Source organism: Streptomyces griseoruber (genome assembly GCF_001514205.1).
GTDB classification, from domain to species: domain Bacteria; phylum Actinomycetota; class Actinomycetes; order Streptomycetales; family Streptomycetaceae; genus Streptomyces; species Streptomyces griseoruber.
Genome location: NZ_KQ948764.1, coordinates 812,037 through 826,930, shown reverse-complemented (window position 1 = coordinate 826,930; position 14,894 = coordinate 812,037). Strand labels below are relative to the sequence as shown.

Here is a 14,894-nt window from a genome sequence, read left to right as displayed (position 1 = left end):
CGCGCTGCGGCATGGAGGAGCCCGCGGTCACCTGGCTCCGAGGACGGATTCGAGATCGGGTCTGTCCGTCGGCGGCTGAAGGGTGGTGTGCCGCCGGAACAGACCACTCGGCCACCACATCCAGCGCCCCACGTCCAGGATCAGCGCGGTGACCAGGACCGAGCGGACGACCAGGGTGTCCAGCAGCACCCCGAACGCCACCGCGAACCCGAGCTCGGCCGCGAACACCAGCGGCAGCGAGGCCATCGCCGCGAAGGTGCCCGCCAGCACCACCCCCGCCGAGGTGATCACACCGCCGGTGGCCGACAGCCCGGTCAGCGCCGCGCGCCGGGTGCCGTGCCGGAGGGCCTCCTCCCGCACCCGGGTGACCAGGAAGATGTTGTAGTCGATGCCCAGAGCGACCAGGAACACGAACGCCAGCAGCGGGAAGGAGGCCTCCTCCCCGGCGAAGTGGAACACGTGCTCGAACACCAGGGCGCTCACCCCCATCGTCGCCCCGAACGACAGCACCACCGTCGCCATCAGCAGCAGCGGGGCGACGATCGCCCGCAGCAGCAGGGCGAGCACGAGGAACACCACCACCAGCACGATGGGGATGATCACCGCCGAGTCGCGGTCGGCCGCCTCCCGCGTGTCGAACAGCACCGCCGTCGTCCCGCCGACCTGCGCCCGCGCGCCCTCGACCCGGTGGACGGCGGCCCTGGCCCGCTCGACCGCGCGCATCGCGGCCGTACTGCTGGGATCGTCCCGCAGCTCCCCGAGCACCAGCGCCTCACCCCCCTTGACCACCGGCGCGGCGACACGGGCCACCCCCGGGACACCGGACAGCGCGGTCCGTACCCCCTGCGCCGCGTCCGCCTGCGCCACCACGAGGACGGGGTCGCCCGAGCCGGCCGGGAAGTGCCGGGCGCGGATCTCCTCCCCGACGACCGTCTGCGGGCGGCCGGTGAACTGGTCCTTGCCGGCCAGCCCGTCGGCCCGCAGCGCGAGCATCCCGAGCGTCATGACGGCGAGGACCAGCGCGGTACCGGCCCACACGAGCCGCGGCCGCCCGGAGACCGCGGCGCCCACCCGGGCCCAGAGGCCGTCGGCGGCCGCACCGGGGGGTGTCGCGTCGTACGACGGTGTCGTCGGCCAGAAGATCCAGCGGCCGCAGACGACCAGCAGGGCCGGCATCAGGGTGGTCATGGCGAGCAGACCGACGAGGACGCCGACGGCGCAGGCCGGGCCCAGCCCCTGGGTGGAGTTGAGGGAGGCCAGCGTCAGCAGCGCCAGGCTGACCGCGACGGTCGCCGCGCTGGCGACGATCGCGGGCCCGGAGCGCCGCAGGGCCCGTTCCATCGCCTCGTGCCGGTCCTCGTGCCGTCGCAGCTCCTCCCGGTAGCGCGAGATGAGCAGGAGGGCGTAGTCGGTGGCGGCGCCGAACACCAGCACGGTCAGGACGAAGCCGGTCTGCTTGTTGACGGTGAGTCCGGCGTTCCTCGCCAGTCCGTAGATCACCGCCTCGGAGGTGACCAGCGCCCCGCCCGCGGTCAGCAGCGGCAGCAGGGGGAGGACCGGGCTGCGGTAGGTGAGCAGCAGGATCAGGACCACCACGGACGCGGTGATCGCCGTCAGCCCGCCCCCGCCGCCGAAGGCCTTGATCGAGTCGGCGGCCTGCCCGGCCGGCCCGGTGACATGGAACCCGAGACCGCCCGCGTCCTCCTTCTTCCCCTCACCGACCTCGGTCAGCGCGTCGACGACCTTGCCGATCCCCTCCCAGCCCGTCCGGTCCTTGTGCACCTGGACCACGGTCTGGAGCGCCTGCCCGTCCTCGGACGGCACCGGGCCCTGCGGTGTGCCCTCGACCCCTTCGACGCCCCGGAAGGCCTCGGCGTCGGCCCGGGCCTTCGCCAGATCGGCGGCGGTGACGCCCCCCGGCCGGTCGTAGACCACGATCGCGGGCACGGTGTCGGCGGGCTGGAACCGCGCCACCCGCTTGACGACCCGGGTCGACTCCGCGTCGCCCGGCAGCCAGGCCGAGTTGTCGTTCTGCTCGACCTCGCCGAGCCGCCCGGCCAGCATCAGGGCCGGGACCAGCAGCACCGCCCAGAGCGCGAGGACGACCCACTTGCCGACCCGGCCGCTCGGCAGGGACGCCAGGGACGCCAGGGTGCGCGCCATCAGAGGGACCTCTCCGTCGCGCCGAGGTGGGAGAGCTTGTCGGGGTTGGCGACGGCGTAGATCCCGCACACCCGGTCCCCGTCCGGGGTGAGGTCGAGGACGAGCACCGCGTACGGGGTGTCGCCGGCGAACAGCAGCGCCGACGGATCGCCGTTGACGCTGCGGTAGGCGATGCGCAGGCCCTGCCCGGAACGCGGGGCGACCGAGGCGAGCAGCCGGGCCACCTTGTCCCGCCCGCGCAGCGGCCGGGGGCCGCCCGCGCCCTTGCCGCCGCCGTCGCCCCACAGCGTCACGTCCGGCGCCAGGAGCCGCAGCAGGGCGTCCAGATCACCGCCGAGCGCGGCCTCCAGGAACCGCTCGGTCACCTGCCGCCGGACCTGCGGGTCGGGCGCGTACCGGGGGCGCCGGGCGTGCACGTGCTCCCGGGCGCGGTGCGCGAGCTGACGGATCGCGGAAGGACTGCGGCCGAGGATCTCCGCGATCTCGGTGTGGGGGTAGCCGAACACCTCGTGCAGCACGAACACGCCCCGCTCCAGCGGGGTGAGGGTCTCCAGGACCACCAGCAGCGCCATCGACACCGACTCGGCGCGCAGGGCCGCGTCGGCGGCGTCACCGGCGTCGGCGGGGACGGGGGCGTCCGGGAGGGGCCCGACCAGCGGTTCGGGCAGCCAGGGTCCGACATAGGTCTCCCGGCGGCGGCTGACGGCGGCCCGGTGCGCGAGCGCCCCGTTGACCGCGATCCGCACCAGATAGGCGCGCGGATGCCCGATCTCCGCCGCGCCCTCCGCCTCGTGCCGGGCCGCCCACGCCAGCCAGGTCTCCTGCATCACGTCCTCGGTGTCGCAGACGCTGCCGAGCATGCTGTAGATGATGGAGAACAGCAGCTCCCGGTGGTCGGCGAACACCTGGGTCGCGGTGCGCGCCACCGGCTGCGGTGGGTGGGACATCGTGGGCCTCCCGTCGCGGATGGTTTCCGCACTGAGAGGGCGCAGACCGCCCGGAGTGTGACATGGCCACCCCCGTATGTGACCCACGTCTCACGAATCCGGGCGCTACAGCGACCGCGCCGCTTCCAGTACGGCGGTCAGCGAGGGCACCGTGATCGCGCAGCCCGCCTCGCGCAGCCCCTGCTCGACCGTGGGATTGCGGGCCAGGCCGACGAACCGCAGGCCCACCTGCTGGGCGGCGGTCAGCTCGGCGAGCGTGGAGCCGATCAGGATCCCGGTGCCCGCCGGGCTGCCCTGCGGGCCCAGGGCGCGCAGTAGACAGTCCGGGTGCGGCATGAGCCGGCCTAGGTCGTCGGACCGGCCGTGCACCCCCGCGAGGAGCGGCAGCCGGTGCGCCTCCAGATGCCGCCGGACGGCCTGCTCGCAGACGTCCGTGGCGACCCCCACCCGGCGCCCGGCGGTGTGCAGGGCGCGTACCAGGGCCAGGGAGTGATGGGTCGTCGGCGCGTCCGGTACGGCCCCCAGCTCCAGCTGGTCGAGCCGGTTCCGCAGCAGCGGGCCGACCCCGTCGTGCGCGAAGGCCCGCAGGACGTCCAGCGGATGCACGAACAGCTCCCGCGCCGCCCCCGCGTCCCCCGCCGCCCGGCCCGCCAACGCGTCCTCGGGATCGCGGTGTTCCACCACCACGCGCAGCAGCTCCACGGCGGCCGCGCGGGCGCCGGCCGCCGTGAACAGCCGGAGCAGCGGCCCGTCGAAGCCGAACAGGACGGTCTCGGCGTCCGCGAGCAGCTCGGACAGGGACCGGGCGGTGGCGTCGGCGCGGGGGATCTCCGGCGGCGGCGCGTAGTCCGGCGCGAGGGCGACCGTGCAGCCGACCTCGAGCCCCGGCACGGGCCACCGCCCGAGCTGGGAGTTGACGGCCCGCTGGGCGCCCGCGGGGCGCCGTACGGAGTGATGGCGGGTGATACGGGGTGCCGCCTCCCGGACATGGTCCAGCAGCCGCTCCGCCACCCCGGCGACCTCCCCTCGGACGAAGGCCACCGGATCGGCGACCCGCCAGGACAGCTCGACGACGGCCGTGAAGTCGCCCTTGCCGGAGCTGGGCAGGGCGACCTGGTGCACGGCGTGCTGCGGGGTGAGGTCCACCTCGTAGTACGTCACCGGGCGGGGCGGGCCGCCGCCGTACGGGTCGGCCGGGTTCAGCAGGGTGAGCGGCCCCTCGGGACCGGTGTGCACGACGGCACTGCGCCCCGGCACGGGAATCCGCAGCCGCCCGAGGTCCCCGACGACCCCGGGCCCCTTCACCAGCTCCCGCTGCCCGCCGCCCGGGTGACACCAGGCGTGGGGCACCCCCCGGTCCCCGTACAACGGCTGGAACCGGTACGGCCCGGAGGCGGCGGAACTGGCCGTGAAACTGCCGTAGAGGGCGGGGGAGACCACGATCAGCAACGGGGAGTCGCCCACCCCGGGAGCCGGGGTGCCGAAGCCCACGGTCAGACGGGGCGGTTCGGTGAGCGCGGCCCAGTGGTCGGGCAGCCAGCGCAGGGCGGCGACGAGGACGGGGAGCAGGTCGGTGCCGGGCTCGACCCGGACCGAGTAGCCGTCGGGGTGGACGTACACCGCGTACTGCTGCGGCGCGAGGGCACCCCGGGACAGGACCTGGTGGACCGCGTACTCGAGGGTGATACGGCTTTCGGGGTGGGCGGAGAGGTCGGTGCCGGTCTTGAAGCGGAGGGCGGGGGCCTCGGCCTGTCCCAGGGCGGTCCGCAGGGACTGGCGCAGGGTGCGCAGACGGGCGCGGGTCGCCTCGGCGGCGGGACCCGGGACGCCGTACAGCGGGTCGCTGCGGAAGAGGTCGAGCGCGCCCTGGAGCAGCCGCCGGCCCAGCTCCGGAGTCAGGTCGGCGGAGTGCTGGGCGAGGGCGTTCTCGCAGGTGAAGGCATCCACGTAGGCGCCGCCCGCGTGCAGCGCGTAGCCGTCGGAGAGGGCGGCCAGGGTGCCGGGGCCGAGGCTGTCGCGGACCTCCGCGGCGAGGGCGTCCATACGGCGGATGGACTCCGGCGCGGCCGGCGGCTGCTCCCACAGCCCCGCGGACAGCTGCTCGTGGGTCAGGCGCCGCCCGGCGTTCATGAGCAGCATGCACAGCAGCGCCTGGGCCTCGGGGGACGGGACCTTCAGCGGCCGCCCGTTGCGGGTGATGCGCAGGGGGCCCAGCAGCTTGATGTGCGGCGCGTCGTACTCCCGCGCGGTCGAGAGCTCCGAGAGCGCGGAGGCGGGCAGGGTGCCCCGCACGATCTCGTCCATGAGCGCCCGGTGGTGCGAGGGGGTCGGCACATCCGGGGCCAGGCGCCCCAGCAGGGAGCCGAATGCGGCCGAGTCCGAGTCCACGGTCCAGGTGCGTGACTCCGACCCCAGGGCGAACCGGCTGAGCATGACGGTGCCGTCCGGACGCAACAGCAGCCCCTGCGAGGATTGTTGTCCGCGCACCAGCCCCCGCTCGTGCAGCGCGTTCAGCCCGGCCGTCCCGTCGCACAGCAGCCGTGCGAACACCGCGAACGACACACCGGGCCCGCTGCCCTCGACCACCTCGGTCAGCGTCACCCCGTCCACGAACTCCGCCACCAGATACGGCGTCCGGCCCTCCACGCCGAAATCCAGCACCCGCACCACACACGGATCCTCGATCTCGGACAGCGCCCGCGCCTCCCGCAGGAACCGCTCGTGCGGAGCCGGCTGCTCCGGGTACCGGTGGACGACGACCGGCCGGTCGGTGCGGACGTCCACCGCGCTCCGCACTCTGCGCCCCGGCCCCCGCCGCTCCAGCAGCCGGTACCGCCCCCCGATCAGCTCCCCGGAGGACGCCCCGCCCAGCCGCCGTACCGTCTCCGGGCTGACCGTCGCGAAGGCCGGGGTGCCGGTGGGCTCCTCGCCCCCGGAGGTCTGCGCGCGGAATTCGCCCGCCGTCAGGCCCGCGCGTTCGTCGATCGCACCGCCGATGCGTGCCAGGAGTTCGCGGGTACGGCCGCGGGTGGAGCGGGGCAGGGTGCGCAGCAGGAGGTCGCGGACACCGGCGCGGAAGTCGTAGGAGCCGGGTGGGCCGGGGACGGCGATGAGCATGCCGCTGAGGATCACCTCGGCGAGGTGCTGCGGGCGGGGGTCGCGGTCCACGGCCCGTTGGACCAGGCGCATCACCGGGACCGAGGGGACGGCCAGGGCCAGATGGCCGGCCAGGCGGAACGCCTCGGGGGAGGCCGTGGCGCGGAAGCGGAGGACCAGGTCCTGGGCCGGGAGGTCCGTGGGGGAGGGGGCGGGGGCCGTGGGCGGTGGGGCGGTCGGCAGCCAGGCCGCCGCTCCGGGGGTGCGGGCGCCGCCGGGGGACGCCACCAGCGCCGCCCAGTTGGCGAGCCACGGCGCGCCCGGCTCCAGTACGGGGAGGGGGAGGGCGGACGGGCCCGGCGGGGGGTCGGCCTCCGGGGCGTGGGGGGTGAAGGCGAGGGCCGTCAGCGGGGCTGCCGCGGCCGGGGCGGACAGGACACCGGGCTCCGCCGGGAGGGCCGTCGTCGGCCACAGCTGTTCCGGGAGCGGCTGTACGACGGCCAGCGGCATCCGGGACGCCCAGTGCCGCAGGGTGCGGTACCAGCGCTCGCCCGCCGGGCCGGTGCGCCACTGCGGGCCCATGCAGTCGCTGACGACCAGCGTGACCGTCCGGCCGTCCCCCGGGTCGGGCACGTGCCGGGCGCTCCCGTCGGGGCCCGCCGGGTGCAGGGTGACCGTGCGGAACACGCCCGACTGGGCCAGCACGGTGTGCAGTTCGCGGACCAGCGGCCGCCAGACGGGCATGGTCGGGCCCGTGTCGTGGACCAGGTTCAGCCGCAGCCAGCGGTCCCGGGCGGGGCGCAGCACGGGCAGCCAGACGTCCGGGTGCGCGCCGAGCCGCGCGATGCGGTCCGCGGTGGCCCGCTCGTCGAGGAGCCGGGCGCGGGCCGCCGGAACCGTGCGCTTCAGCGGACGCAGGGCCCGCTGGAGGGCCAGCGGGCGGGGCAGCATCGGGGGTGCGGGGGCGAGGAGGGGGGTGGTGTCGGTGGTCGCCCCGGTCGCGGTGGCGGCGGGGCGTGCGGGCGTGGGGAGGCGGAGGGGGACGCGGTCGTCGGCCGGGAGCGCGGGCGGTGGGGCGGGAGGGGCCGGGGGCGGCGGCGGTCCGGCTGCCGCGGCCGCCTCCGCCGTGCCCTCCGCCTCCGCTTCCCTCTCCCTCTCCGCCTCCGCCTCCGTCCCGGTCTCCGTCAAGGGCCTCCGTGTGCCCTCCAACTGCCGTGCCAGCCACAGCAGTTCCGCCAGTTCGCGGGCCGTCGGCGGGGTGTCCGCGGCGGCGGTCAGCAGGGCCGTCAGCCGGGCGAGCGCGGGGGTGTCGCCGACGGGGGCCGGGGTGTCAGAAGCCATCGCCGTCCGCCGTGGCGCCGAGGTACGGCATCAGCTGTTCGGCGAGGGCGTCCCGTGAGTCGGCGTCCAGGCCCGCGACCCCGGTCAGGTAGAGGGCGTTCAGCAGCTGGTCGGTGGCGAGTTCGCCGTCGGCCGCGCGGGCCAGGAACCGGCCGATGAGGTGTTCCGCCTCGCCGGGCGGGGTGTCGAGGTGGGCGCGGACGATCTCGGTGAGCTGCTCGCGGCCGGGGCGGCGCAGCTTCAGCCGGACACAGCGGCGCAGGAAGGCGGGCGGGAACTCGCGCTCGCCGTTGCTGGTGAGGACCACGAACGGGAACGCCCGGCAGCGGACCCGGCCCCGGGTGACGGTCACCGGCGCCTGCGTGCCGTCGGCGAGCACCTCGGCGGTGGCGCCCCCGGCGGCGTGGCGGCCGGCCCGCATCAGCTCGGGGATCTCGTACTGGCCCTCCTCCAGCACGTTCAGCAGGTCGTTGGGCAGATCGAGGTCGCTCTTGTCGATCTCGTCGACCAGGAGGGCGCGGGGACGGGCGTACGGCAGCAGGGCGGTGCCGAGGGGGCCGAGGCGCAGGTGGTCCTCGACGCCTCCGCCGCCCGGCAGCGCCTCCGGGGCCCGGGACGCCGCCTGCCGTGCCGCGTACAGCCGGGACAGCGGATCGTACTGGTAGAGCCCGTCGGCGAGGGTGGAGCGGCTGGTGATGTTCCAGCGCAGCACCGGGCCGAGGCCCAGCTCGCGGGCGACCGCGTAGGCCAGGGAGGACTTGCCGGTGCCGGGCGGGCCGGTGACCAGCAGCGGGCGGCGCAGGACGAGGGCCGCGTTGACGAGCTGGACGCTGTCCGGGGTGGCGACGTACGTACGGGCGCGGTGGACGCGGTCGGGGGAGACGGCGGCCTCGTCGTCGCCGTCGCGCGGTGGCGGCAGCACGGGTTCGCCGTCGAACGCCCGCCAGGGCGGCGGCTCGGGCAGCCGGTCGATGCCGTCGTGCGGCTCGCTGTTGCCGGTGTAGACCGTCCAGTGGGGCATGGTTCTCCGAAACTCGAAACTCGGCGTGACTCGGCGTGACTCGGCGTACGCATCCGTGGTGGTGGGGCGGTGGCTCAGGAGACGGGGGAGCGGGCGTGGGCGGGGGCGTCGCCGTGCGGGTCCGTGAAGACGCGCGGGTCGTCCCACAGCAGCTGGATGTCCCGGGCCCAGTGGCCCTCGTCCGCGTCGGCCTCCTCGCGCAACGCCAGTACCTCGCGCGGGAGTTCGGCGGGCGGCACCGCGGAGACACAGGCGTCCAGCTCGTCCAGGAAGGTCTTGCCCGCGCAGCCGTCGCCGCCCGCGCAGCCCTCGGCGCCGCCCGCGCAGCCGCCCCGCGACCAGATGACCACCGGGGCGGGCGCGGTGAGCGAGGTGTCGAAATGGGGGCGGGTGCGCGAGGCGGCCGGGGCGGTGGCGAAACCGGCCAGGCACGCGTCGGGCTTGCGCAACCTGAGCCGCAGCCGGGCGGGTTCCTCGGGGCTGGCGCACTCCACCCGGTGCACCCGCGCCCCCGGCAGGGTGTCCAGCCGCCGCCAGGCCCGGGTCAGCTGGTGCCGGGTGCCCGGCCGCAGCCGCGCCTGGTCGGTGACGACGAGCGGGTACACGGACCCCAGCGGGGTCTCGTCGTCCGGGGCGCTCGCCCAGCGGTCCACCGGCAGGTCGATCCAGTCCCGGGGCAGCGCGAACGCGATCAACTCGTCGCAGCCGGGCGTCAGATACCGGAACGCGGCGTCGATCCGCTCCTGCACATAGGCCCGCACCCGGGCCTGCGGCACGGTCTCGGAGGCGACCGGATGCCGGCGGCCCCCGCTGTACGCGGACACCTCCACCCGCACATGCCCGTCCCCGGCGCCGCTGTGCCGCAGATCGACGAGGATCGGCGACCAGTCGGGCGCGGCGGCCGGCCCGGCAGGGGCCCGGAACAACGCCTCCACCTGGGCGGTGAAGCGGGCGACGGTGCCGGCCGCGTCGGCGCCGTCGATCTCGCACAGCACGAACAGGGCCGCCGACCACAGCGAGTCGAACCCTTCTTCGGGAGCGTCCGGGTCCAGCGGGCCCCGGGCGGCCTCGTAGAGCCGGACGAGCCGTACGGGATCGCAGTCGAGATGCGCGCGCACGGCCCGCTCGACGAGTCCGCGCAGCCGGGCCCGGTCCGCCGCCCCGTGGTCGGAGGTGGGCACCAGGCCCTCCAGGCCGCGCCAGTAGCGGGCCATGACCTCGGTGGGCATCATCCGCCCGTTGTGCACGCCCTGCGCGCCCGCCGCCGCGGTGACCATGCCGACGACCTCGCCGGTGTCGGCGAGGGCGACGGCGGCGCCGCTGAACCCGGGCGCGAGCGGCTGCCCGCCGGGCTGCCAGGCCTCCAGCTGGATCCACTCACGGTTGAGCAACTGGGCTGAGGTGACGCGGTATTCGGCGAGCGTGCCCTCGTCGAAGCCGACCGGGAAGCCGTACACGACGAGTTTGCGGGGCCGGTCGGCGCGCTGTCCGTGCGCCGCGTCGACCGGGGCGAGCGCGGCCGGTGCGATCGGCACCTCGTACGCCAGTTCCAGTACGGCCAGATCGCCGAGATCGGTCGGGCCGCCGCCCCAGCCGCCGTCGGCGATCACCCGCGCCGGTACCGCCGGGAAGCCCGGCCGCTCGGTGAACGTCACCGTCAGCCCGTCCGCCGCGCCGCCCCCGCCCACCACATGGGCGCAGGTCAGCACCTTGCGCGGGGTGATCAGGAAGCCCGCCCCGGCGACCTGGCCCGCGGTCTCGATCCGGGCGTGCCACTCGGCGCTGTTCATGAGGCGGTGGTGGGCTCCGGCCCTCCGTCCGGTGACGGTTGTCGCGTCTCGGCCGGTGCGGGGGACCAGGTCAGTTTCACCACGAGGTGGCCCTCCGCCGTGCCCTTGGCGATGATCGCGCCGGTCTCCGCCGAGAGCTTCACCCCGAACTCGATCTCCACGCCGTCCGGCCGTAACGTGCCGTCCCGGAACACCCGCAGCGCGGACTCGGCCGCCGCCCGCACCCCTTCCAGGGCGTCCTCGAAGGTACGGGCCGCCTGGACCGTGCCGTCGCCGCGCGCCACCAGCCGTGACCCGGGCCGCCGGTCGGCGGCCGCCTCGACGGACACCACGGCCCCGTCGTCGGTCCTGAACTCCACCAGTCCGTCCACGACGCCCCCGTAGCCCCTTCTCTCGCTCTCCCGGCCTGCGCGGGCCCCGCGGCTCTGCGCAGCCCCATTGTTACGGACGGTACTCGGGGTTGTCCTGTTCCTCCGCCCGTTTTCACGGCGTCCCCCGCTCCGGTGACCGGATCACCCCCAGTTCCGCCAAGTCCTGCGGCCGGATCCGGAGTTGCCCGGCCGTCTCCGCCACCTCCGCGGGCGGCCGCTTGAGGATCGCGGCGGCCATCTCGGGCGCGATCACGGAGAAGTAGCTGTCCGGCGCGGCCCAGGTGCGGCCGGGCGCGGCCAGCGCGAGCGCCCCGCCGGAGCCGCCCTCGCCGATCACCAGCGTGGTGACCGGCGTCCGCACGGTGGCGAGGACCCCGAACAGCTCCGCGATCGCCGCGCCCACGCCCTGCCGTTCCGCCTCGGCGTCGTTGGCCGCGCCGGGCGTGTCCACCAGCGTGAGCACCGGGATGCCCAGCCGGTCCGCGAGCCGGATCAGCCGGGTCGCCGTCCGGTATCCGGCGGGCCGGGTGGCGGCCCCGGTCTGCGCGGCGTACGCGACGGTACGGCCGCCGTGCTCGCCGAAGCCGCACAGCATCCCGTCCGGGTCGGTGCCCCCGCACCGGTCGCCGCGGACCGCGACCCGGTGGGTGAAGTAGGCGTCCAGGTACTTCGGGGCGCGCGGCCGTCGGGGGGAGCGGGCGCGGCGTACCGCGTCCCAGCCGGAGGCGGGCAGATCGCGCGCGCCGAGCGGCTCCGGCACCGGGGCCGGCTCGCCGGAGGCCCCGGTCAGCAGCCGCAGCCACCGCCCGAGCGTCTCCCGCAGCTCCCCTTCGGGTACGACGGCGTCCGCCGCCCCCGCCGCGACCTGCGCCTCGGCCGTGTACGCGGCCGGATCGGCGTCCGCCGGCCGCACCCGTGACCCGGCGAAGCCGACCTGGGCGCCGGGCAGCGCGAGGACGACGTCGGCGCCCGCGCCGAGCGTGGCCCAGCCCCCGCCGGTCGTCGGGTCCCGCAGCACCGCGATCTGCGCCAGTCCCGCCTGCCGGGTCAGCGCCGACTCCCGCGCCACCCGCTGGAGTTGGGTGAGGGCGAGCATGCCCTCCTGCATCCGGCTGCCGCCGGTGGCGACCAACGGCACGACGGGCAGCCGGTGTTCCCGGGCATGGGCGTACGCCGCCGCCAGCCGGTCGCCGGTGCGTTCGCCGAGCGAGCCGCCCAGGAAGCCGAACTCGAAGGCGATCAGCACCGCTCGGGTGCCCTCGACCTCCGCGGTGCCGCAGACGACGGACTCGCTCTCACCGGTGCGCTCGGCGCCGCGGGCGCGCGAGAGGTCGTAGCCGGGCCAGGCGAGCGGTCCGTCGCGGCGGAAGTTCCTGGCCGGGTAGGGGAGTTCGGTGAAGGCGTCGGTGACGAGGGCGATGACCTCGCGGGCGCTGGCCCGTCCCGTCATGACGGCAGCGCCCGCTTCATGATCTTCCCCATGTCGTTGCGGGGCAGCGCGTCGAGGTAACGCACCTCGCGGGGCCGCTTGTGCGGTGCGAGCCGCCCGGCCACATGGCCGGCCAGCTCGGCCGCGTCCGGCGGGGACTGCGGATCGGCCGGGACGATCCAGGCGACGATCCGCTCCCCGAGGTCCGCGTCCGGCGCCCCCGTGACGGCCGCCTCCCGCACCCCCGGATGCTCCAGCAGCGCGTTCTCGATCTCCCCGGCGCCGATCTTGTACCCGCCGCTCTTGATGAGATCGGTGGCCTTGCGCCCCACGATCCGCACATACCCGTCCGGATCGAGCACGGCCACGTCACCCGTGCGGAACCAGCCGTCGGTGGTGAAGGCGGCGGCGGTCGCGTCGGGCCGGTTGAGGTACTCCGTGAACAGATTCGGCCCGCGCACCTGGATCTCGCCGACGGTCTCCCCGTCGTACGCCGCGACGGCCGCCCCGCCCTCGTCGACCAGCCGCAGCTCCACCCCCGGCAGCGGCACCCCGACGGTGCCCGCCCGGGCCTCCCCGTCGGCCCGCACCGCCGTGTTCATCAGGGTCTCCGTCATGCCGTACCGCTCGATCACCCGCCGCCCGGTCGCCGCCGCGATCCGCTCGTGGTCGTGCACGGGCAGCGCGGCCGAGCCCGACACCAGCAGCCGCGCCCCCGACAGCGCCTTGACCAGCTCCGGGTCCTGCGGGAGCGTCTCGGCGATCCGGTGGTACATCGTCGGCACCCCGAACAGCATGGTCGCGCCGCCGTTCAGCTCCCGGGCCACGCCCTCCGTGGTGAACCGCCCCAGATGCCGTACCGCCCCGCCCCGCCGCAGCGGCCCGAGCACGCCCAGCACCAGCCCGTGCACATGGAACAGCGGCAGCCCGTGCACCAGCACGTCCTCCCCCGTCCACTGCCAGGCGTCGGCGAGGGCGTCCAGGGTGGCGCCGACGGCCCGCCGGGGGATGACCGCGCCCTTCGGGGGGCCGGTGGTGCCGGAGGTGTAGACGACGAGGGCCGGGTCCCCGTCGTCGGCGGACTCCACCGCGGACGTCGGCCCGACGGCGCGGACATCGACGTCCACCCGCTCGAACCCGGCGAGGGCGGCGGGCAGTTCGTCGCCCGGAGCGGCGAGGACGAGCCCGGGCGCGCTGTCCCGGAGGATGTGCCCGAGTTCCTTGTCCCCCGACTTCGGATTGAGCGGCACGGCGGCGGATCCGGCGAGCAGCACCCCCACCACCGCCACGGCGGTCTCCAGGGCCGGCGTCGCCCACACGGCCACCCTCCCCTTCCCCCGTACCCGCTCCCCGACGGCCCCGGCCGCCGCCGCGAGCTCCGCGTACGTCAGGACCCGCTCACCGAACCGCAGCGCGACGCGCTCGGAGGGATCGCCCGTCAGGGCCGGAAAGAGAGAGGACACGCGGACGCTCCTTGGACTGGTGGGCTGTGGTCGTGTGCCCTCGATCCTGCCCCGGGTCGGGCCGCCTCCACCACCTCCCTCACATCCGCCACCACACAGCTCACGTTGTCCGGGCCACCGGCCGCGTTCGCCTCGGCGACCAGGGCGCGGACCGCGTCGTCCGGGCCGGGTGCGCGGGCGAGGAGGTCGTGGATGCGGCCGTGCCCGACGACACGCGACAGACCGTCGGAGCACAGCAGATAGCGGTCGCCGGGGCGGGCGTCGTGCAGACGGAGGTCGGGGGTGGCGGGGGCGCCGCCGGTCAGGGCCTTCAGCAGCAGGGCGCGCTGCGGGTGGCTCAGGGCCTCCTCCGGGGTCAGCCGGCCCTCGTCGATCATCGACTGGACCACCGTGTGGTCGTGGCTGATGACACGGAGGGCACCCTCGCGCAGTACGTAGCCGCGCGTGTCGCCGATGTGGACCAGGGCCGTGCGGGAGCCCGTCCACAGCAGGGCCGTCAGGGTCGTGCCGACCTCGTCCGAGCCGTCCGCGGCCTCCCGGACCGCGTCGTGCGCGCCACGCACCGCCTCCTCCAGCAGCGCGAGCACGTTCCCGGCCGGAACCTCCTCGGAGTCCAGCCCCCGCAACGCCCGCACCGCCGCCCTGCTCGCAGGCGCCCCCGCCGGTCCGAATCCGTCCGCGACGGCGAGCAGCCGCCCGCCCGCGTACGCCGTGTCCTGGTTCTCGGGGCGGACCAGCCCCCGGTCCGAGCGGGCGCAGTAACGCAGTTCCAGCATGGTGGTGTCCTTCCTCGGTGTCGCCGACAGCTGATCCACGAGGAACGCGGCCAGGTCCCGCCGTACGGCCGTCTCCGCCTCGACCCGCGCCCAGTAGGCGCGGATCTCCCGGGCGGCCGCCGCCGGATCGCCGAGGGCGCAGACCTCACGGATCCGGGCCAGCGGCATCCCGAGCCGCCGCAGCCAGGCCACCAGCCGGGCCTGTTCCAGCTGCCCGGCCGTGTAGTAGCGGTACCCGGTGTCGGGGTCGACCCGTGCGGGCCGCAGCAGCTCCAGCTCGTCGTAGAGCCGCAGCGCCTTGGGCGACAGCCGGCAGGCCTTCGCGAAGGCACCGATCGTCAGCAGGTCCATGCGTACTCCCCGGGTGCCGAGCCGTTCCTCGCCACCGATGCTGTGGCTTCACCGAGGGGGAAGGTCAAGCGGCCTGTGCGGGTTCCCGCGGCGGTTGTTAGCCTTCCGGGGACCGATCATCGGACATGAGTACGAAGAGGGAGTCC

Annotated in this window: 9 protein-coding genes; all 9 read right to left on the bottom strand. The window is 75.6% G+C overall.

The annotated features are described in order from the left end of the window. Window positions 1-27: 27 nt before the first annotated feature. On the bottom strand, window positions 28-2,163 hold the full coding sequence (locus tag AQJ64_RS08110; protein WP_055638978.1) for an MMPL family transporter: 2,136 nt from the start codon (window positions 2,161-2,163) through the stop codon (window positions 28-30). Continuing rightward, window positions 2,163-3,110, bottom strand: a complete 948-nt coding sequence (sigJ, locus tag AQJ64_RS08105) for an RNA polymerase sigma factor SigJ (RefSeq protein ID WP_055638977.1) — start codon at window positions 3,108-3,110, stop codon at window positions 2,163-2,165. Before sigJ ends, AQJ64_RS08110 begins: the two co-directional genes overlap by 1 nt. 105 nt (window positions 3,111-3,215) lie before the next feature. Then, a complete protein-coding gene (locus AQJ64_RS50030; protein WP_059202512.1) occupies window positions 3,216-7,547 on the bottom strand; it encodes an SAV_2336 N-terminal domain-related protein in 4,332 nt (1,443 codons plus the stop codon). Next, window positions 7,537-8,568: an AAA family ATPase gene (locus tag AQJ64_RS08095; protein ID WP_059202511.1), complete on the bottom strand. Its 1,032-nt coding sequence runs from the start codon at window positions 8,566-8,568 to the stop codon at window positions 7,537-7,539. The genes AQJ64_RS50030 and AQJ64_RS08095 overlap by 11 nt, the downstream gene beginning before the upstream one ends. 74 nt (window positions 8,569-8,642) lie before the next feature. Continuing rightward, entirely contained in the window at window positions 8,643-10,358 is a 1,716-nt protein-coding gene (locus AQJ64_RS08090) for a VMAP-C domain-containing protein (RefSeq protein ID WP_059202510.1), read from the bottom strand. Beyond that, window positions 10,355-10,729, bottom strand: coding sequence for a CU044_2847 family protein (locus tag AQJ64_RS08085; protein ID WP_055638831.1), 375 nt, complete (start codon window positions 10,727-10,729; stop codon window positions 10,355-10,357). Before AQJ64_RS08085 ends, AQJ64_RS08090 begins: the two co-directional genes overlap by 4 nt. A gap of 112 nt (window positions 10,730-10,841) precedes the next feature. Next, complete coding sequence (locus AQJ64_RS08080) at window positions 10,842-12,179, bottom strand: carboxyl transferase domain-containing protein (RefSeq protein WP_055638832.1); 1,338 nt, start codon at window positions 12,177-12,179, stop codon at window positions 10,842-10,844. Next, complete coding sequence (locus AQJ64_RS08075; protein WP_059202509.1) at window positions 12,176-13,621, bottom strand: acyl-CoA synthetase; 1,446 nt, start codon at window positions 13,619-13,621, stop codon at window positions 12,176-12,178. Before AQJ64_RS08075 ends, AQJ64_RS08080 begins: the two co-directional genes overlap by 4 nt. Beyond that, on the bottom strand, window positions 13,597-14,748 hold the full coding sequence (locus AQJ64_RS08070; RefSeq protein WP_079061524.1) for a MerR family transcriptional regulator: 1,152 nt from the start codon (window positions 14,746-14,748) through the stop codon (window positions 13,597-13,599). The genes AQJ64_RS08075 and AQJ64_RS08070 overlap by 25 nt, the downstream gene beginning before the upstream one ends. Window positions 14,749-14,894: the final 146 nt, after the last annotated feature.